General features: G+C 69.9%; 19 protein-coding genes and 7 tRNA genes. 17 read left to right on the top strand and 9 right to left on the bottom strand.

Features of this window, described 5'->3' with window-relative positions:
- Window positions 1–5 precede the first annotated feature (5 nt).
- Window positions 6–299 carry a zf-TFIIB domain-containing protein gene (locus AB0L37_RS16100; protein ID WP_365504878.1) on the top strand — a complete coding sequence of 98 codons (294 nt, stop codon included), beginning with the start codon at window positions 6–8 and terminating at the stop codon, window positions 297–299.
- A gap of 62 nt (window positions 300–361) precedes the next feature.
- On the opposite strand, the gene AB0L37_RS16095 is transcribed toward AB0L37_RS16100, so the two are convergent.
- The 5 genes from AB0L37_RS16095 to AB0L37_RS16075 form a co-directional block, all read right to left on the bottom strand.
- Window positions 362–433: transfer RNA gene (locus AB0L37_RS16095), tRNA-Val, on the bottom strand.
- Window positions 434–496: 63 nt separating this feature from the next.
- A tRNA-Val gene (locus tag AB0L37_RS16090) sits at window positions 497–568 on the bottom strand.
- Window positions 569–608: 40 nt separating this feature from the next.
- Window positions 609–680, bottom strand: a tRNA-Val gene (locus tag AB0L37_RS16085).
- Window position 681: 1 nt separating this feature from the next.
- Window positions 682–755: transfer RNA gene (locus AB0L37_RS16080), tRNA-Cys, on the bottom strand.
- A 37-nt stretch (window positions 756–792) separates the two neighbouring features.
- A tRNA-Gly gene (locus tag AB0L37_RS16075) sits at window positions 793–865 on the bottom strand.
- 178 nt (window positions 866–1,043) lie between these two features.
- Between AB0L37_RS16075 and AB0L37_RS16070 the strand changes: the two genes are divergently transcribed.
- The 3 genes from AB0L37_RS16070 to AB0L37_RS16060 are packed head-to-tail and all read left to right on the top strand — an operon-like array spanning window position 1,044 to window position 3,826.
- Complete coding sequence (locus tag AB0L37_RS16070; protein ID WP_365504876.1) at window positions 1,044–2,090, top strand: chorismate-binding protein; 1,047 nt, start codon at window positions 1,044–1,046, stop codon at window positions 2,088–2,090.
- A 35-nt stretch (window positions 2,091–2,125) separates the two neighbouring features.
- Window positions 2,126–2,947, top strand: a complete 822-nt coding sequence (locus tag AB0L37_RS16065) for an aminodeoxychorismate lyase (protein WP_365504874.1) — start codon at window positions 2,126–2,128, stop codon at window positions 2,945–2,947.
- Between the two features lie 54 nt (window positions 2,948–3,001).
- Entirely contained in the window at window positions 3,002–3,826 is an 825-nt protein-coding gene (locus tag AB0L37_RS16060; RefSeq protein WP_365504872.1) for a GNAT family N-acetyltransferase, read from the top strand.
- Between the two features lies 1 nt (window position 3,827).
- On the opposite strand, the gene AB0L37_RS16055 is transcribed toward AB0L37_RS16060, so the two are convergent.
- Window positions 3,828–4,331 carry a DsbA family protein gene (locus AB0L37_RS16055; protein WP_365504870.1) on the bottom strand — a complete coding sequence of 168 codons (504 nt, stop codon included), beginning with the start codon at window positions 4,329–4,331 and terminating at the stop codon, window positions 3,828–3,830.
- A 176-nt stretch (window positions 4,332–4,507) separates the two neighbouring features.
- On the opposite strand from AB0L37_RS16055, the gene AB0L37_RS16050 reads away from it, so the two are divergent.
- Both AB0L37_RS16050 and AB0L37_RS16045 read left to right on the top strand, forming a co-directional pair.
- Entirely contained in the window at window positions 4,508–4,954 is a 447-nt protein-coding gene (locus AB0L37_RS16050) for a hypothetical protein (RefSeq protein WP_365504869.1), read from the top strand.
- A gap of 180 nt (window positions 4,955–5,134) precedes the next feature.
- The gene (locus AB0L37_RS16045; protein WP_365505091.1) at window positions 5,135–5,314 is read left to right on the top strand and encodes a hypothetical protein; all 180 of its coding nucleotides are present in this window, start codon (window positions 5,135–5,137) and stop codon (window positions 5,312–5,314) included.
- A gap of 6 nt (window positions 5,315–5,320) precedes the next feature.
- Here AB0L37_RS16045 and AB0L37_RS16040 read toward each other — a convergent pair whose 3' ends face one another.
- The gene (locus AB0L37_RS16040; protein ID WP_365504867.1) at window positions 5,321–5,881 is read right to left on the bottom strand and encodes a CGNR zinc finger domain-containing protein; all 561 of its coding nucleotides are present in this window, start codon (window positions 5,879–5,881) and stop codon (window positions 5,321–5,323) included.
- A 263-nt stretch (window positions 5,882–6,144) separates the two neighbouring features.
- A complete protein-coding gene (locus tag AB0L37_RS16035; protein WP_004002642.1) occupies window positions 6,145–6,558 on the bottom strand; it encodes an SsgA family sporulation/cell division regulator in 414 nt (137 codons plus the stop codon).
- Between the two features lie 190 nt (window positions 6,559–6,748).
- Here AB0L37_RS16035 and AB0L37_RS16030 point away from each other — a divergent pair, with 190 nt between their 5' ends.
- The 9 genes from AB0L37_RS16030 (at window position 6,749) to AB0L37_RS15990 (ending at window position 14,739) form a co-directional block, all read left to right on the top strand.
- Entirely contained in the window at window positions 6,749–7,183 is a 435-nt protein-coding gene (locus tag AB0L37_RS16030) for a TIGR02611 family protein (protein ID WP_365504865.1), read from the top strand.
- 75 nt (window positions 7,184–7,258) lie between these two features.
- Window positions 7,259–7,330 (top strand) — tRNA-Val (locus AB0L37_RS16025).
- 213 nt (window positions 7,331–7,543) lie between these two features.
- Window positions 7,544–8,866, top strand: coding sequence for an extracellular solute-binding protein (locus tag AB0L37_RS16020; protein WP_365504863.1), 1,323 nt, complete (start codon window positions 7,544–7,546; stop codon window positions 8,864–8,866).
- 32 nt (window positions 8,867–8,898) lie between these two features.
- Window positions 8,899–9,867: a sugar ABC transporter permease gene (locus tag AB0L37_RS16015; RefSeq protein WP_365504861.1), complete on the top strand. Its 969-nt coding sequence runs from the start codon at window positions 8,899–8,901 to the stop codon at window positions 9,865–9,867.
- Entirely contained in the window at window positions 9,864–10,736 is an 873-nt protein-coding gene (locus AB0L37_RS16010) for a carbohydrate ABC transporter permease (protein WP_365504859.1), read from the top strand. The genes AB0L37_RS16015 and AB0L37_RS16010 overlap by 4 nt, the downstream gene beginning before the upstream one ends.
- Window positions 10,737–10,747: 11 nt before the next feature.
- Window positions 10,748–11,311, top strand: a complete 564-nt coding sequence (locus tag AB0L37_RS16005; protein ID WP_365505089.1) for a hypothetical protein — start codon at window positions 10,748–10,750, stop codon at window positions 11,309–11,311.
- Between the two features lie 73 nt (window positions 11,312–11,384).
- Window positions 11,385–14,129: a Tat pathway signal sequence domain protein gene (locus AB0L37_RS16000; RefSeq protein ID WP_365504857.1), complete on the top strand. Its 2,745-nt coding sequence runs from the start codon at window positions 11,385–11,387 to the stop codon at window positions 14,127–14,129.
- Between the two features lie 40 nt (window positions 14,130–14,169).
- Window positions 14,170–14,628: an SRPBCC family protein gene (locus tag AB0L37_RS15995; RefSeq protein WP_365504855.1), complete on the top strand. Its 459-nt coding sequence runs from the start codon at window positions 14,170–14,172 to the stop codon at window positions 14,626–14,628.
- A gap of 39 nt (window positions 14,629–14,667) precedes the next feature.
- A tRNA-Val gene (locus tag AB0L37_RS15990) sits at window positions 14,668–14,739 on the top strand.
- A gap of 79 nt (window positions 14,740–14,818) precedes the next feature.
- Here the strand turns inward: AB0L37_RS15990 and AB0L37_RS15985 are convergent.
- The gene (locus AB0L37_RS15985; RefSeq protein ID WP_365504853.1) at window positions 14,819–15,544 is read right to left on the bottom strand and encodes a 3'-5' exonuclease; all 726 of its coding nucleotides are present in this window, start codon (window positions 15,542–15,544) and stop codon (window positions 14,819–14,821) included.
- A 214-nt stretch (window positions 15,545–15,758) separates the two neighbouring features.
- Between AB0L37_RS15985 and AB0L37_RS15980 the strand changes: the two genes are divergently transcribed.
- Complete coding sequence (locus tag AB0L37_RS15980) at window positions 15,759–16,325, top strand: DUF4365 domain-containing protein (RefSeq protein WP_338694485.1); 567 nt, start codon at window positions 15,759–15,761, stop codon at window positions 16,323–16,325.
- A 36-nt stretch (window positions 16,326–16,361) separates the two neighbouring features.
- Window positions 16,362–17,576, top strand: coding sequence for a hypothetical protein (locus tag AB0L37_RS15975; RefSeq protein ID WP_365504851.1), 1,215 nt, complete (start codon window positions 16,362–16,364; stop codon window positions 17,574–17,576).
- Window positions 17,577–17,664 lie beyond the last annotated feature (88 nt).

Below are 17,664 nucleotides of genomic sequence, written 5' to 3'. Positions count from 1 at the left end.
CGACCATGCAGTGTCCCAAGTGTCACGCACCGATGCACACGTACAACCGCAATGGCGTCCAGATCGAGCAGTGCAGCGGTTGCCGCGGGATCTTCCTCGACTACGGCGAGCTGGAGTCCCTGACCCGGCTCGAGTCGCAGTGGCAGCAGCAGGCCCCTCCGGCCCCGCCCGCTCCACAGGCCTACCCCGCCGCCCCTGCCCCGGCGTGGGGAGCCCCGCACCAGGGCGGCCACTACGGACACCAGGGCCACCACGGTCACCACAACAAGGGCTTCGGCCGGATGCTCTTCTCTTCCTGAACACGCATCGTGAAACACGAAGAAGCCCCCGGTCGACGAATCGACCGGGGGCTTCTTGCCGGTGCGCGATACTGGGATTGAACCAGTGACCTCTTCCGTGTCAGGGAAGCGCTCTCCCGCTGAGCTAATCGCGCGGGAACGGGCCAGACTCTATCAGGCTCCGCGAGGGGTACTGCCAGGTACTACGTGGTACTGCGTGCGCGATACTGGGATTGAACCAGTGACCTCTTCCGTGTCAGGGAAGCGCTCTCCCGCTGAGCTAATCGCGCGGGACGGATCTGTGGAACGAACCGGAGTCCGAAGATCCAGTGCGCGATACTGGGATTGAACCAGTGACCTCTTCCGTGTCAGGGAAGCGCTCTCCCGCTGAGCTAATCGCGCATGGAGGTGGAGACGGGATTTGAACCCGTGTAGACGGCTTTGCAGGCCGTTGCCTCGCCTCTCGGCCACTCCACCAGGAGCGTAGGGGTTCGGGAAGATCCCCCACATCCTGAGCGAACGACCGGGTTCGAACCGGCGACCTCAACCTTGGCAAGGTTGCGCTCTACCAACTGAGCTACGTTCGCGTGTCTTTCCGTTTCGCTTCCGCGTCCCGGCGACGTGTTGAACTCTAGCGGATTCCCGGGGGAGGTCCAAAACGCGTTTGCGCAGCGTGCTGCGGTGCGATCGCCGACGCATTCCCTCGGTGACCTGCGCACCCGCACCCCAGGTCACCCTCCGGTCACCGGCCATAGACTCAAAACCGTGCACGGCTCCTCCTCTCTCACTCCCCTCGCCCGCTTCGGCGGCCTCCTCGCCACCGGCCTTCGCGACGTGACCACCGACCCCGCGGCCCTGGACTCCTCCGGCTTCTGGGCGGTCTCCGCCGACTTCGAGGGGCGTCTGGTCTGCGCCCGCTTCGACGACGTACGGGAGCAGCCCGTGCCCGCCCCGGTCCCGGGCGCCTGGCACGGCCCCGCGGCCACGGACTGGGTGTCCTCGCTCGACCACGCCGCGTACACGGAAGGCGTACGTCGCGTACGGGAGCGCATCGCGACCGGCGAGGTCTACCAGGCCAACCTCTGCCGGGTGCTCTCCGCGCCGGTCGCGGCCGACGCCGACGTGGACGCCCTCACCGCTCTCCTCGCGCGCGGGAACCCCGCCCCGTACGCCGGAACGATTCGGCTGCCCGGGCACGGCGTGGAGATCGCGACGGCCTCGCCCGAGCTGTTCCTGCGCCGGCAGGGGAGGGTCGTCGAGTCCGGCCCCATCAAGGGCACCGGCCGCACCGAGGCGGACCTCCTGGAGAAGGACTACGCCGAGAACGTCATGATCGTCGACCTGGTCCGCAACGACCTGGGCCGCGTCTGCGCCACCGGCACGGTGACCGTGCCCGACCTGTGCGTCGTCGAGAAGCACCCGGGCCTCGTCCACCTCGTGTCCACGGTGCGCGGCGAACTGCCCGACGGCGCCGGCTGGGCCGAGCTGCTCGGCGCCGCCTTCCCGCCCGGCTCCGTCACCGGCGCGCCCAAGTCCAGCGCCCTGCGCATCATCGACGAGCTGGAGACGGCGCCGCGCGGCCCGTACTGCGGCGGCATCGGCTGGGTCGACGCGGACCGGGGGACCGGTGAACTGGCCGTCGGCATCCGTACGTTCTGGATCGACCGCGGCGCGGACGGCGACGTCCTGCGCTTCGGCACCGGCGCCGGGATCACCTGGGGCTCCGACCCGGAGGGCGAGTGGCGGGAGACCGAGCTGAAGGCGTCGCGGCTGCTGGCTGTAGCGTCGGGAACGTACAGGGAGACGACTTAGGCCCTGGTCCACGCACGATGGAGGGACTGACGGAAGTGAAGATCTGGCTCGACGGCGGGCTCCAGGACACCGAGACGGCCCGCGTCTCCGTCTTCGATCACGGGCTGACCGTGGGCGACGGCATCTTCGAGACCGTGAAGGCGGTCGACGGACAGCCCTTCGCCCTCACCCGCCACCTGGACCGGCTCGCCCGTTCCGCGCGCGGCCTCGGCCTGCCCGAACCCGACCTCGACGAGGTGCGCCGCGCCTGCGCCGCCGTCCTCCAGGCCAACCCGATGCCGCTCGGCCGCCTGCGCATCACCTACACCGGCGGCGTCTCCCCGCTCGGCTCCGACCGCGGCGACCAGGGCACCACCCTCGTCGTCGCGCTCGGCCAGGTCACCCGGCGGCCCGACACCACCTCGGTGATCACCGTCCCCTGGACCCGTAACGAACGCGGCGCGCTGGCCGGCCTGAAGACCACCTCCTACGCGGAGAACGTCGTCGCGCTCGCCCGCGCCCACGAACACGGCGCGTCCGAGGCCCTGTTCGCGAACACCGTGGGGCAGCTGTGCGAGGGCACGGGCTCGAACGTCTTCGTCGTCCTGGACGGCGAGATCCACACCCCACCGGTCGCCTCCGGCTGCCTCGCGGGCATCACGCGCGCCCTGGCCGTGGAGTGGACGGGCGCCAAGGAGACCGACCTGCCGCTGACCGTGCTCGCCGAGGCCGACGAGATCTTCCTGACCTCGACCCTGCGCGACATCCAGGCCGTGCACCGGGTGGACGACCGCGGCCTGAGCGACGCCCCCGGCCCGGTCACCGCGAAGGCGATGCGCGTCTGGGACGAGCGGGCCACGGACCACGTCGACCCGTAAGCCGCCGGCAAAACCCCTGTCGTCCGCGGGGCGCGGGCGGGTAGAACACCCGTGATGACCACGACCCTGCGGCCGACCGAGCCGCTCCAGCGCACCGCCGACGGGTCCCGCTCACGCCACTACACGGTGTGCGTGAACAGCCGGCCCGTCGGCTCGCTCCACCTCGCCACGCACCCCGTGTTCGGCCCGTCCGTGGCCCAGCTACGGGACCTGCGGATCGACGAACGGGACCGGGGACGCGGCCGCGGCACCGTCGCCGCGCTCGCCGCCGAGGAGGTGGCCCGCGGCTGGAACTGCCGCCGCCTGGAGGCCGCCGTCCCCGCTGACCAGCAGGCCCTGCTGCGCCTCGCGGGCGCCCTCGGCTACGTCGAGCGCAACCGGAACATGGCCAAGACCCTGCCCGCCCGGCCGCCCGCGCTCCCCGAGGGCAGCGTCGGCCGCCGGATGACGGAGGACGAGTTCGGGCCGTGGCTCGACCGTGCCAAGGAGCACTACGCGCGCTCGGTGGCCCAGCGCGGCGCCATGGAAGAGGACGCCCGCCTGAAGGCCGAGCGCGACCACGCGGCGCTGCTGCCCGAGGGCATCGCGACCCCGGACGTCTTCCTCGGCGTACTGGAACACGACGGCGAGCGCGTCGGCACGCTGTGGGTCGCCCAGCGCTCCGACGGCGGGTACGTGTACGACGTCGAGGTCGCGCCCGACCACAGGGGGCAGGGGCACGGGCGCTCCCTGATGCTGCTCGCCGAGGCCGACTCGATCGCCGCGGGCGCCACCCGGCTCGGCCTCAACGTCTTCGCGGACAACACGCCCGCGCAGCGCCTGTACGAGTCGCTCGGCTACGAGCCGACCCTGTACCACCTGTACAAGCAGCTGCTCTGAGCTACTCGGCGAGCAGCCGGTCCGCGATCTCCTGGATGCGCTCGCGCAGTCCGTCCTGGCTCTGCCCGCCGTCGAGCCGCTCGCCCCCGATGACATACGTCGGCGTGCCCGTCACGCCGATCGCCTTGCCCTCGGCCTGGTCGGCGTCGACGATCAGGATGTGCCGCCCGTCGACCAGAGCGGTGTCGAACTCCTCGGCGTCCAGGCCGAGTTCACGGGCCACCTCGACGAGGAACGGCTCGCCCGCGCGGTCGAACTCCTCGACCCGGCCGAGCACGGCCTCCACGAACGCCCACCCCTTGCCCTGCTCGAACGCCTCCTCGACGGCCTGCGCCCCGGCGAAGGAGTGCTTGTGCTTCTCCAGCGGGAAGTGGCGCAGGCGAAGATCGATGCGGTCGCCGTACCGCTCACGCAGCGCGCGTACGTCGTCCAGGGCGGTGCGGCAGTCGGGGCACTGGAGCTCGCACCACACGTCAAGGATGGGGGCCGGGTTCGGGGCGTTCATGGGGTCAGTCTCCCAGGCCGGATCACGGCGCCCAACCTGGACCTGCGGAGGAGACCCGACCCCGAGATGTCCCTGAGGTCGGTCCCGGCCGTGGCCCGCGGGCCCTCGGGCGGTGCAGGATGGAAGGGCACGGATCGCCCGCCCGCGACCAGAACGCCCGACTCCAGGAGGACCGGATGATTGCCGAGACCGTCTGCTCCGCCGTGTCCGTGGCGGGCCTGGGCATCGCCGCCGTCACCGCGTACCGCAAGCGCTTCCTCGCGGCGGCCCGGCTCGCCGCCTACTCCCTGGTCCCGCTGGGCCTGGTGATGACCGGCGCTGTCGAGTGGGTCGTCGACACCGCGTTCAGCCCCACCGCGTGGGCCGGCTTCGGCGTGCTCGGCGCCGCCTGGCTGATGTTCATGGGGACGCGCGCCGTCGAGCGCCGCTCCGGCGGCACCCGCAAGGAGCGCCGGGCGGCGAAGGCGGCCGCGCGCCGCGAGGCCGTCGCCCCCGCGGCGTCCGCCCCCTCGCTCGGCCAGGGCACCCGCACCGCGACGCCCGCCGCACAGCCGAAGCCGAAGCCCGCGGCGAGCGAGGACTTCAGCGACATCGAGGCGATTCTGAAGAAGCACGGCATCTGATCCAACGCCCTTTCTCGGTACGAGAGTTCGACAGAAGCCGTCAATTCGCGCAGATGCCCGTGCGCGGTGTCACGAAATCCGGCGAACTCCCGCCGCGGGCGCATGTATTGAGGTCCCGTCACCCCGCGGCTGCGTAGTCTGCGGCGCGAGATGCTCGACACACCGCAGCTGGACGACCAGCTGGACGCCGAACAGGGGCAGGCGCCGTCGCCGTGCGAACCCGCGCCGCCCACGCCCGAACACCTCGCGGAGCAGCGCGGCTGCCTCTTCGCGCTCTCCCAGCCACCGCTCATGATCTTCCTGGCGGTGATCGGCTGCCTGCTCATGATGGCGGCCCTGCACGACCTCCTGCTGCTGTGAGCCCGCTCAGCCCGCGGCTTCCTTGCGGCGTGCCCGGTACGCGGCCACGTGCAGCCGGTTCCCGCACGTACGGCTGTCGCAGTAGCGGCGCGACCGGTTGCGCGACAAATCCACGAACGCGTGCCGGCAGTCCGGAGCCTCGCAGCGCCGCAGCCGCTCCTGTTCCCCGGCGACCACGAAGAAAGCGAGGGCCATCCCGCAGTCGGCCGCCAAGTGGTCCGCGACGGACGCACCGGGAGCGAAGTAGTGGACGTGCCAGTCGTAGCCGTCGTGGTCCGTCAGACGGGGCGTGGTGCCCGCCGCGGCGATCAGTTCGTTGATCAGCGCCGCGGCGCCCCGCGGGTCAGGAGCGGCGAAGACCTCGGCGAACCGGTCACGCACCGTGCGCACCCCGCGGAGGTCACGCTCCGTGAGGACGCCGACGTCGCTGATGTCGTTCCTTCGTACGAAATCCTCCAGAGCCGCCACGCTCGCGAGGCCGTCGGCAGCGCCGTCGTCCTCCGGCGCGGTGTTCACCAGATCGACCACGGTGTCCAGCGCGCACCGGGTGTCGTGGGTGATCAGCACGATTCGCTCCCTGGCCTGGGGTCGGGCCCTCGCCCGCCGATGCTGGCCGAGCCTAGTGCCTGAGCGGCCCCGAGAAGGTCACAGATGGGCGCTGAGCGCGCAACGACGCCGTCCCCGTGGAAAAGTCCCACGGCGACGGCGCCGATGTCTGCCGTATGCGGTTGTTGTGCTGGCCTGACCCCGTGCCGTCTCCCCGAGTCGACGGCACGGGTAGCTCTCGCCTGCTCACGGCGGCTGGCTGCCGACGCGCGCCTCCCGCGCGGTTAGCTCTCCGCGAGGATGTGCGAGAGCTCCTGGTCGAGATCGAAGTGGCGATGCTCCGTGCCCGGGGGCACGGCGGCGTCGGTCCGCTTGAGGAACGACTCCAGGGCCCGCGCCGGGGCCTCGAGCAGTGCTTCGCCCTCGGGAGAGCTCAGGGCGATGCAGACAACGCCCTGACCGTGGCTACGGGACGGCCAGACTCGGACGTCGCCGGTGCCGGTCGGTCGGTGAAGACCTTCGGCGAGGAGATCGCGGGCAAACACCCACTCGACGGTCTCCTCGGCTCCGGTGTGGAAGGTGGCGTGCACGGCATACGGATCGGCCGTGTCATACCGCAGTCCTGCGGGAACAGGCAGTGAGGACTCGCTCGACACAACGAGGCGCAGGTGCAGCTCGCAGCTGACCGTGGTGTTCATAAGCGCCAGGGCCTTTCGCTCAGTGTGCGCTCGGGGATTCGCACGTCGGCGAAATCGACATGCCACCTACGGTGCCGTTGTAAACCCCTCTGAGGGTTTTGGGCGTCTTTACGTAGCTCGTACGGCCGAGTCTTTCTTGATGGGGAACGGCCATTCCGGTGACACGAATCGTTCGGGTAGGTTTGGCAGTATGAATACGGGGAGTGACGGGGCGCCCGACGCGGTCGCCGACACGGAGGACGGGAAAGCCGAGAAGCCGCTGGGCTCGCGAGCGCCGGAGTTCATCCAGGCCCGCAGGGCCCTGCATCTGAGCTGGCAGGTGGGCGTCTTCGTCGTGGGGCTCGCGGTCGTGGTCGCGGGCGTGATCATGCTGCCGCTGCCGGGCCCGGGCTGGCTGGTGATCTTCGGGGGCATGGCGATCTGGGCGACCGAGTTCGTCTGGGCGCAGCTGGTGCTGCGCTGGACGAAACGCAAGGTCACGGAGGCCACGCAGCGTGCCCTGGACCCGAAGGTGCGCCGGCGGAACATCATCCTGACCACGATCGGCCTGGTGATCATCGCCGTGCTCGTCGGGGTCTACGTGTGGAAGTTCGGGCTCGAGATGCCGTGGAACATCAAGGAGTGATCCACAGCGGCGCAGGACGGTCCGCAGGGTGGTCTCAGGCACCCGCTGACATGGGGTAATGTTCTTCCTGCGCCCGGGCGATTAGCTCAGTGGGAGAGCGCTTCGTTCACACCGAAGAGGTCACTGGTTCGAACCCAGTATCGCCCACCCGGAACCGAAGGCCCCGGAGACATCACGTCTCCGGGGCCTTCGGCGTTCCTGCTCCCTCTGTAACGGTTCAATCACCGCTCTGACCTGCACGCGCGAAGCGCTTCGATGCGAATCTTGCCCGAACCGTTGACGCGCCACCGCCCCGTCTCTACCTTGGCCCGGCAAGCGCTTTCCTAAAACGATTCAATGCGCAGGGTGGAGGGGCGAACTGTGCCTACGAACAGGGATCTTGACCGGCGTGGCCTGCTGAAGGTCACGGGGGCGTCGCTCGCGACGGTCGGTCTGGCAGCAGCCGGCTGTGGCGGCGACGACGGAGGTTCGGGCGGGACGAACGCGGACGGTCCCGCGACGCTCCGGTTCGCCTGGTGGGGCGGCGAGCCGCGCGCCGTGAAGATCAAGAAGGCGATCGCCCTCTTCGAGAAGAAGAACCCGAAGATCAAGATCAAGCCCGAATTCACCGACTACCAGGCGTTCTGGGAGAAGTTCCAGACACAGGCCTCGGGCGGCAATCCGCCGGACGTTTTTCTCAACTCCGTTGCATTTCTTGCCAAGTACGACAAGCGCGGAGTGCTGCTCGACCTCAAGTCTCAGATAGACGCCGGAAATCTGAACCTCAAGAACTTCCGCGGCGGTGTCGAGACCGCGGGTCAGGTCACCGGCGGCAAGCAGGTCGCGGTGCCGGTCGGCGCCAACACCATGTCGCTCGTCATCGACAAGAAGGCATGGGCCAAGGCGGGCGTCGAGCCCAAGTTCGGCTGGACCTGGGACGAGTACTTCAAGTCGCTCCAGACCATCCAGGACAAGCTCAAGATCTCGGGTGACACCGGGTACGCCGGCATCATGTACCTGTACGACCTGTACCTGCGTCAGAACGGCAAGGCGTTCTTCAAGGACGGCAAACTCGGCTTCTCCGAGGACGATCTGACGCAGTGGTGGTCCGACTACTACAAGCGCGTCAAGTCCGGCCTCGTCACCGACCCGAAGAAGATCGAGCAGGTCAAGCCGAAGTCCGGGCTCTCCGCAGGCCTCGCGGCCGGTGAGTTCACCTGGGACAACTTCTCGGTGCGCTACGAGGGCGAGGGCGACTCCGACTACGGGCTGGCGCCGATCCCCACCACGGACGGCAAGGAGACCGGTCAGTACCTCGGCTCGCTGATGCTGTCGATCTCCACCAAGTGCAAGGCCCAGGCGCAGGCCGCCAAGTTCATCGACTTCATGGTCCACGACCCCGAGGTCGGCAAGATCATGGGTTACGACATGGGCGTGCTCGCCACCCAGGAGCAGTTCGACGCCTACAAGCCCGGCGAGGAGACCGACAAGGCCGTCGCCGAGGCCAACAAGGGCATCGGCGCGTACGAGACCGAGGTCGAGAAGGCCGGCGTGCTCGGCAAGATCACCCCGCACCCGTCCGGCGCGGACGTCGTCGAGGCCGCGTTCCTGCGCATCGCCGGTGACGTCGCCAACGCCAAGCAGAAGGTCCCCGCCGCCGTGAAGCAGTTCTTCAGCGAGGCCGAGGCAGCCTTCCAGGGCTGAGGCCCCCGACGTTTCCGAGGGGAAACAGCACCATGTCGCTCGTCAAGGACGCCGCCACCGGCGCCACTTCCTTGGCCGGCAAGAACCGCTCCGCCAGCCCCGTCGCCCAGAAGCGACGGGGCAGGCGCGACAACCTTGCCGGCTATCTGTTCATGTCGCCGTGGCTGGCAGGGTTCCTGCTGCTGACGGCGGGGCCGATGATCGCGTCGCTCTACTACGCGTTCACGAACTACAACCTGTTCGCGCCGCCCCAGTGGATCGGCTTCGACAACTTCACGGCCATGTTCGACGACCCGCGCTGGCAGAAGTCGGTCCAGGTCACCTTGAAGTACGTCGTCATCGGCACACCGCTGAAGCTGGCTCTCGCCCTCGCCGTCGCGCTGCTGCTCAACCAGAGCCGCCGCGGCCAGGGCCTGTACCGGGCCGCCTTCTACGCTCCGTCGCTGATCGGCGCCAGCGTCTCCGTCGGCTTCGTCTGGCGGGCGATCTTCTCCGACAACGCCGTCGTCGACAAGGGACTCGGCGCCCTCGGCCTGAACCTCGGCGGCTGGATCGGCGACCCGGACCTGATCATCTACTCCCTCGTGGCGCTCACCGTCTGGCAGTTCGGCGCCCCGATGGTCATCTTCCTCGCCGGGCTCAAGCAGGTCCCGAAGGAGCTGTACGAGGCCGCGGCCGTCGACGGGGCGGGACCGCTGCGCCGGTTCTGGAACATCACCCTGCCGATGATCTCGCCGGTGCTCTTCTTCAACGTCCTGCTGGAGTCGATCCACTCGTTCCAGATCTTCGGCTCGGCGTACGTCGTCTCCAACACCTTCTGCGGACCGGCCGACGCCACGCTCGTCTACACCTGCTACCTGTACCAGAAGGGCTTCCAGCAGTCGCAGATGGGCTTCGCCTCCGCGATGGCCTGGATGCTGCTGCTCGCCGTGGCCCTCGTCACCGCCGTCCTTTTCTGGTCCCAGAAGAAGTGGGTGCACTACGAGGAGGACGTCAAGTGACCACCGTGACCCAGCAGGCGCGCCCGAGCGCCGACCCGCGCAAGCGCACCGGATCCATCGTCTGGCACGTCTTCGCGATCGCCGTGCTCTGCGTCGTCCTCTACCCGGTCGTCTGGGTGATCGGCGCCGCCTTCAAGCCCGGCAAGACGATCGTCGGCTCCGCCCAGCTCTTCCCGACCTCGCCGATCCTCGACAACATCAAGGGCCTCGGCGACGGCATCGCGGGCATCTCCATCAGCTCGTTCTTCCTCAACTCCCTGTTCTACGCGGGCATGGCCGTCGTCGGCGTCGTCATCTCCAGCTCGCTGACCGCGTACGCCTTCTCGAAGATCCCCTTCAAGGGGCGCAAGTTCTTCTTCGCGATGATGATCGGCACCCTGCTGCTGCCGTACCACGTGCTGCTCATCCCGCAGTACGTGATGTTCCAGAAGCTGGACCTCATCAACACGTACGTGCCGCTGCTCGCCGGCAAGTTCCTGGCCACCGAGGCGTTCTTCGTCTTCCTGATGGTGCAGTTCATGCGCGGCCTGCCCCGCGAACTCGACGAGGCCGCCAAGCTCGACGGCTGCGGGCACCTGCGCACCTACTGGTCGATCGTGCTGCCGCTGAGCCGGCCCGCGCTCATCACCAGCGCCATCTTCACCTTCATCAACGCCTGGAACGACTTCATGGGCCCGCTGATCTACCTCAACGAGCCCTCCAAGTACACCGTCTCGCTCGGCCTGATGATGTTCCGCGACCAGCAGGGCATCTCCGACTACGGCGGCCAGATCGCCATGGCGATGGTGGCGCTCATCCCGGTGATCGCCTTCTTCATGGCCTTCCAGCGCTACCTGATCGACGGCATGGCCACCTCGGGGCTCAAGTGACGAGCGCCCCGATGGAGTCGCGGCGCCGGGTCGGGTTCGGCGTCTTCGCCGAGTGCCTGCTGACCGGGGTGTGGATCGCCGTCCTGTCCGTACCCGTCGTCACCGCTCCGGCCGCCTTCGCGGCCGGGGCCCGGCACCTGCGCCGCCACCTGTCGGGACAGAGCGGCGGCTGGCGCGCGTGCCTCGCCGACTTCCGCGGCGCGGTGCGGCGCGGCTGGCTGGTGGGCCTGGGCGGGCTCTTCGGGTTCGTCGCCGTCCTGGTCGACGTCCGCGTGGCCCGCGCCGGACTGCCCGGAGGCCAACTCGCCGCCGCCATCGGCCTGTTCGCGCTGATCGCCGCCGCTGTCACCGTCCTGCGGGCCGCCACCGTGTGGACGCCCGGCGCGTCCTGGCGTGCGCTGCTCACCGACGCCGCCCGGCGCACCGTCCGCGCCCCCGCCGGATCCCTGCTCCTCGTGTGCGGGCTCGCGCTCGTGGCGCTCAGCGCCGAATTCCTGACGCCGCTCGCCGTGCCGGTCCTCGGCATCCTCGCCGCCGCGGCCGTCGCCGTGGAGGAGCGCGGCCGGGGCCGCTGACCCCCGTACCTCCCCTGCTTCCCCCAACTCCCTTCTCGTACGGCACGTTTGGCATGCTCGGAAAGGAACGACGATGTCCCCCATTCCCCGCAGATCCCTCCTGAAGGCCGCCGCGGTCGCCGGCGCCGCCGCCCAGTTCAGCTGGGCCCTCGGCAGCACGAACGCGCAGGCGGCGTCCACCGCCGACACCGCCGAGGCCTCGCCCGTCACCCTGAACTGGCTGGAGGACGGCGGCCTCGGCGCCGCCCCCGGCTCCACCGTCGGCGTGCCCTGGCCGAAGGGCGCGTACGACAAGGGCCAGGAGTTCGCCCTCACCGACGCCGACGGCAAGCAGGTCCCCGTCCAGACCTGGCCGCTCGCCCAGTGGCCGGACGGCTCGCTGAAGTGGACCGCGCACGCCGTCGGCCCCGGCGCGGGGGAGGGGAAGCTCACGCTCGCCGCGGGCAGCGCCGCCGCACCCGAGAAGAAGGTGAGCGTCTCGACGGACGGCGGCACCGTCACCGTCGACACCGGCGTCATCGTCGCCAAGCTCGGCAAGAGCGGATCCACCCTCGTCAAGACCGTCACCCGCGGCTCCACCGAGATCGCCAAGAACGGCAAGCTCGTCCTGCTGCGCCAGGGCGAGCTGGAGGACGGCGACCAGGGCACCCAGAAGTACGAGCGGTTCGAGAGCGCCATCTCCGAGACCGTCGTGGAGCAGGACGGACCCGTGCGCGCCGTCGTCCGCATCGACGGCAAACACCGTAAGGGCGACCGGAGTTGGCTGCCCTTCTCCATCCGCCTCTACTTCTACGCGGGCGCCGAGGCGTTCCGCATGGTGCACACCATCACGTTCGACGGCACGCAGGAACCCGGCAAGGCGTCCGGCGACTTCATCCGCGGCCTCGGCGTGCGCTTCACCGTGCCGATGCGCGACGCCTCGTACGACCGTCACGTCCGCATCGGCGGCGAGGACACCGGCATGATCCGGGAAGCCGTCAAGGGCATCACCGGCCTGCGCCGCGACCCCGGGGCCTCCGTCCAGGCCGCCCAGTTCGCCGGCGAGAAGCTGGCCGACCCCTCCACCTGGGACCAGCGCGTCACCACCCGCCTCCAGTACATCCCCGAGTGGGGCGACTACACCCTCTCCCAGCTCTCCGCCGACGGCTTCACCCTGCGCAAGCGCACGAAGAAGGGGCACGGCTGGATCGCCGCGGGCGGCGGCCGCCGGGCCAGCGGGTTCGGCTACCTCGGCGGACCGAGCGGCGGATTCTCCTTCGGCCTGCGCGACTTCTGGGAGAAGCACCCGGCCGGCCTCGACATCCGTAACGCCCATACGGACGAGGCCGAGGTCACCCTGTGGCTCTGGTCCCCGGAGGCGCAGCCCATGGACCTGCGCTTCTACCACGACGGCATGGGCCAGGACACGTTCGCCGAACAGCTCGAAGGCCTCAACATCACGTACGAGGACTACGAGCCCGAGTTCGGCACCCCGTACGGCATCGCCCGCACCAGCGAGCTGATGTTCTGGGCGAACGCCGCGACCCCGAAGCCCGAAACGCTCGCCCAGCAGGTCGAGGCCGTCCGCGTGCTGCCCCAACTCGCCGCCCCGCCCAAGCAGTTGATCAAGGCAGGCGTCTTCGGCCCCGGCCTCTACTCCGAGCCGGACCGCTCCACCCCCGCCAAGGCCAAGATCGAGGACCACCTCGACTTCCTCTTCACCTATTACAAGGACCAGGTGGAGATGCGGCGCTGGTACGGCTTCTGGGACTACGGCGACGTCATGCACTCCTACGACCCCGTACGCCACCAGTGGCGCTACGACGTCGGCGGCTACGCCTGGGACAACTCCGAACTGTCGCCCGACATCTGGCTGTGGATGGCCTATCTGCGCTCGGGCCGCGCCGACATCTTCCGCTTCGCCGAGGCCATGACCCGCCACACCGGCGAGGTCGACGTCTACCACCTCGGCAAGTGGGCCGGACTCGGCACCCGGCACGGCGTCCAGCACTACGCGGACTCCGCGAAGCAGCAGCGCATCGCCAACACCACGTACCGCCGCTACTACTACTTCCTCACCGGCGACGAGCGCGTCGGCGACCTCATGCACGCCAACGTCGACTCCGACGAGACGTTCCTCGTGCTCGACCCGCAGCGCAAGGTCCGCCCCGACCCGGACTACGTGCCCGACCGCAACGCCCTGTCCATCGGCTTCGGCACCGACTGGAGCGGCCTGGTGTCGGCGTGGCTCACCGAGTGGGAGCGGCGCGGGCCCAAGTGGGAGAAGGCCAAGGCCCGCGTCCTGTCGACCATGGAGACCATCGCCGCACAGCCCAACGGGTTCGTGCAGGGCAGCGGCCTCTACGACCTCGACACCGGCAAGTTCGCCATCGCCGACAAGCCGGCCGTCGGCGTCTCCCACCTGTCGGCCGTCTTCGGCCTCAACGAACTGTGCGCCGAACTCATCGACCTCGTCGACATGCCGAAGTTCGAGGAGGCGTACTACGACTACTGCCGCTACTTCAACGCCACCAAGGCCGAACAGGCGGCACGCTACGGGACCAACTTCGGCACCCTGCTCCTCTTCCAGGGGCACTCGCGCCTCGACGCGTACGCCGCCGTGAAGACCGGCGACGACAAGCTCGCGGCCCGCGCGTGGCAGAAGTTCTACAAGAGCGACGGCTACACCGAGTCCTCGCCGTGGAAGACGGAGAAGGTCAGCGGCCCGGTGACACTGGTCGCGGGCACCGAGGCCAACTGGGTCTACACCAACGACACCGCCCTCTACGGTCTCGCCGCCATCGAGAACCTGGCGCTCGTCGGCGACAAGATGCCCTGACCTCCGAGGGAACCGGCCCCTCCGCGGGCAGACTCGGGCCATGGACCTCAGCGCCTGGAGTCACTACCGGTTCCGCAGCGTGTGGAACCTGCCCGCGCCACCCGCCGCGGTCTTCGCCGTCCTCGAACGGGCGGAGGAGTACCCGGCGTGGTGGCCGCAGGTACGCGCGGTGACGCCGCTGGACGACACCAGCGGCGTCGCCGTCTTCCGGTCCTTCCTGCCGTACGAGCTCACGGTCACCGCACGCGAGAAGCGCCGCGACCCGGCCGCCGGCGTCCTCGAGATCGCGATGAGCGGGGACCTCGACGGCTGGGCGCGCTGGACCCTGCGGGCGCGAGGGGGCGGCGGCACACGCGCCGTCTACGACCAGGAGGTCGAGGTGCGCAGGCCGCTGATGCGGCGCTTCGCCGTGCCCGGCCGGCTCGTGTTCCTCGCCAACCACGCGTGGATGATGCGCGGCGGGCGGCGCGGCCTCGCGGCCCGACTGCAACCGGTTTGAACACAGGGCGCCACGACCTGTATTGTTCAACCCGTTCCCGGGCGATTAGCTCAGTGGGAGAGCGCTTCGTTCACACCGAAGAGGTCACTGGTTCGAACCCAGTATCGCCCACCCGGAGAATGACCGGTCCGCCAGATGAGGCGGGCCGGTTTTTCGTTTCTGCCTCTCAGAGCCCCCGGCGGGGGAACGATCAAGCCGCCGCCGGGAGTTCCGGGCGCAGCGGCCACGAAGGGTCCACCGTCTCCGGCGTACCGCTGCGGGCGAACCAGGCCTGGAGACCGCGGGCCTGCGCCGCGTGCCACACCGCCTGGAGCGTGTGCAGCTCCGCGGGGGACAGCCGCTCCAGACGCGTCGCGAAGCGGCGGCCGATCGCGCGGACCACGTCGAGCGACGCCTGCGCGTCCGCGCCCGCGTCGTGCGCGCCCGTCAGCTCCACCTCGTAGTGCGCACACAGGTCCGTCAGGGTGCGCCGGCCCTTGCGGTAGCGGTCCAGGTGCTTGTCCAGGACCCGGGGGTCGAGGACGTTCAGCGGCGACGCCTCCAGATAGCGCGACAGCGACGAATTGCGGTGACGCTTCAACTCGCGGTCCAGGAGCGTCAGATCGAAGGGCGCGTTCATCACCACCAACGGCCGCCCGCCCGCCGCCTGTTCGGCCAGCTCACGGCCTATCTCCTCCATGACGGGCGCGGGCCAGCGGCCGTTGCGCTGCACGTGTTCGTCGGTGAGCCCGTGGATCTCCGTGGCTCCGGCCGGCACGGGAACCCCCGGGTTCACCAGCCAGCGCGTCACCCGGGGGCGCGTGCCCGCGGCGTCCTGCACCACGATCGCCGCCGAGACGATGCGGTCGTTCTCCACGTCCACGCCCGTGGTCTCTGTGTCGAAGGCGGCCAGAGGGCCCTCGTACCAGCACGTCATGACAATGCAACTCCTCGTTCAGGCACGGCGGATGACGTCCCATCAGCCCTTGTGTCCCGCCCCGATTCCGTGATACCCGGGCCGTTTGCGTCGTACGCCGAGCGGTGACAACACAGGTACGAGTCATGGCAGTTCAGCGGGGTGCCATTGACTCGGGGTTGATCAAAATCTTGATCTCCGCGGGGATTCACAGTTCCGAAAGGCCAGTTGGACCATGGCGCTCGCGCAGCCCGAACAGGGCGGGCTGCTGCCCGAGCGGTTCGCACCGTCGCGCGGCACACTCGCCACCACCGCCTGCATGGAGACCTTGCAGGTGGCCTATCTGCACGCCGTGGCCGCCGCCGCCGGATGCTCGCTCTCGCAGCCCTTTCCCGACAACGGCATCGACTGGCACGTCAGCCACAGTGCCCCAGGGCACACGGTCGACGACGAAGTCACCATCAAAGTGCAGCTCAAAGCGACCTATCAGATTCCGCCGAACCCACCAGGGCCGTTCTTCTCCTTCACGCTCGACAACCCCCATCTGGAGAAGCTCGCCCGAAGCCCGGTCTCGGTGCACAAGATCCTCGTCGTGATGCTCGTACCGCGCTCCCAGGACGACTGGCTGCGCGCGAGTCACGACCGGCTCGATCTACGGCACTGCTGTTACTGGACCAACCTCGCCGGAGTCCCGGTCACCGGCCGGCGCAGGACCACTGTGCGCATCCCGACCTCGCGGATCTTCGACGACCGTGCCCTGTGCGAGATCATGACCCGCGTCGGGACGGGTGGGCGGCCCTGACCCGCCGACGCGGCGGGCCCGGAAGGGAGTTACACGATGCAGCAGCACCGCCCCGCGCCCGGGGGACCGTTCAGCGCGGCCCGCGCCCACCCCGTCGACCTCGCCGGACCCGAACCGGGACAGGTCGACCCGGCCGTCCTCAGCGCCCTGCTCGACCGTCACGGCTGGGAGCGGCGCGGCGGCGCGGCGGGCCGGTACGCGCGCTGGACCCTGCCGGGGCCCGGAGCCCGTACGAGCCTGCTCGTGCCGGAGAGCCGGGCCTTCCCCGACAGCGAGGAACTGCTCGGCGAGGCGCTGATCGCACTGGAGCGCAGCGGCAGCGAGTCCGCGCGCGAGGTGCTGGTCTCGCTCGCCGTGCCCAGCGACGAGATCCGGTGGTGGCGGGACGTGCCCGCCGGGCCCGCCGGTGCGTCCACCTGGACCGCGGAGGAGCAACTGCGCTCCGCCGCGCGGCGGATGCTGCTCGCCGGGGCGCTCGCCGCACGCGGCCGCGCCGGGTACTACGGCGCCCGGTACCGGCGGCCCGCCGCCGCGGCCCTGGAGAGCGTCCTCGTGCAGTCCGCGCCCGGCGGCCGCAGGCTCACCGCGTTCGTCCCCGTCACCGGTGGCCGGATGCTCGCCGTCCGGCTGCACCAGGCGCTGTACGCGGTCCGCGAGGCCATCGACTACCGGCGGGCCACGGGCGGCATGGACGCGTTCGACGGCGCGGTCGGGGCCGGGGTGAGCCATGAGCTGACCGAAGCCCTGGTCTCGCTGGTGCGCGGCACCGAGGGCGCGCGGATCGGCGTCGCGTGGGCGCCGGCCGCCGGGGTGCCCGACGAGTGCACCGACGGGGACGCCCCCGTCGAGTTCTCACCCGGCGACCTGGACGTCCTGCGGGAGGCCGGCGCCCGCTACCTGCACGCCGAACCCGCGATCTCCGTCCGCGTCACCGGGACCGTCGTACGGATGCGGCGCAGCGGCCCGCGCGGCGAGGGCACGGTGCGGCTGCACGTCATCGCGGGCGCCGAGATCCCCCACGTACGCATGACGCTGGACGAGGAGGCGTATCGGATCGCCGGGCACGCGCACCTCGTGGGCCTGCCGATCCGGGTGCACGGGCGCCTGGAGAGCCGGGGCGGCTTCCGGCGCCTGACCGGGGCGTCCGGCGTCGTCCCCGTACAGGTGGAGGAGGCCGAGCGGGACCGCCTGATGAAGTCGCTCCAGGAGAACCTGGACTTCTTCGAGGAGGCGTGCGCCGGCGACGAGTAGGGCCTGGAGGACGATCACCGCTGTGTGCTGCGGGATAACCGTTTCGCGGGCGGCCCCCGTGACTCGGTACGATCGCCTTTGCGCGCGT

The sequence above is a fragment of the Streptomyces sp. NPDC052225 genome, from assembly GCF_040679615.1.
Taxonomy (GTDB): domain Bacteria; phylum Actinomycetota; class Actinomycetes; order Streptomycetales; family Streptomycetaceae; genus Streptomyces.
Note: the sequence above shows the minus strand (reverse complement) of the source record. Positions and strands in the feature narration are given on the sequence as shown.

What these genes read in the sequence shown, in the direction of transcription:
- AB0L37_RS16060 (WP_365504872.1), top strand. Translation starts at nt 3,002, where the DNA reads ATGACCACGACCCTGCGGCCGACCGAGCCGCTCCAGCGCACCGCCGAC.
- AB0L37_RS16035 (WP_004002642.1), bottom strand. Translation starts at nt 6,558, where the DNA reads ATGAACACCACGGTCAGCTGCGAGCTGCACCTGCGCCTCGTTGTGTCG.
- AB0L37_RS15985 (WP_365504853.1), bottom strand. Translation starts at nt 15,544, where the DNA reads ATGACGTGCTGGTACGAGGGCCCTCTGGCCGCCTTCGACACAGAGACC.
- AB0L37_RS16000 (WP_365504857.1), top strand. Translation starts at nt 11,385, where the DNA reads ATGTCCCCCATTCCCCGCAGATCCCTCCTGAAGGCCGCCGCGGTCGCC.
- AB0L37_RS16015 (WP_365504861.1), top strand. Translation starts at nt 8,899, where the DNA reads ATGTCGCTCGTCAAGGACGCCGCCACCGGCGCCACTTCCTTGGCCGGC.
- AB0L37_RS15980 (WP_338694485.1), top strand. Translation starts at nt 15,759, where the DNA reads ATGGCGCTCGCGCAGCCCGAACAGGGCGGGCTGCTGCCCGAGCGGTTC.
- AB0L37_RS15975 (WP_365504851.1), top strand. Translation starts at nt 16,362, where the DNA reads ATGCAGCAGCACCGCCCCGCGCCCGGGGGACCGTTCAGCGCGGCCCGC.
- AB0L37_RS16055 (WP_365504870.1), bottom strand. Translation starts at nt 4,331, where the DNA reads ATGAACGCCCCGAACCCGGCCCCCATCCTTGACGTGTGGTGCGAGCTC.
- AB0L37_RS16005 (WP_365505089.1), top strand. Translation starts at nt 10,748, where the DNA reads ATGGAGTCGCGGCGCCGGGTCGGGTTCGGCGTCTTCGCCGAGTGCCTG.
- AB0L37_RS16030 (WP_365504865.1), top strand. Translation starts at nt 6,749, where the DNA reads ATGAATACGGGGAGTGACGGGGCGCCCGACGCGGTCGCCGACACGGAG.
- AB0L37_RS16050 (WP_365504869.1), top strand. Translation starts at nt 4,508, where the DNA reads ATGATTGCCGAGACCGTCTGCTCCGCCGTGTCCGTGGCGGGCCTGGGC.
- AB0L37_RS15995 (WP_365504855.1), top strand. Translation starts at nt 14,170, where the DNA reads ATGGACCTCAGCGCCTGGAGTCACTACCGGTTCCGCAGCGTGTGGAAC.
- AB0L37_RS16100 (WP_365504878.1), top strand. Translation starts at nt 6, where the DNA reads ATGCAGTGTCCCAAGTGTCACGCACCGATGCACACGTACAACCGCAAT.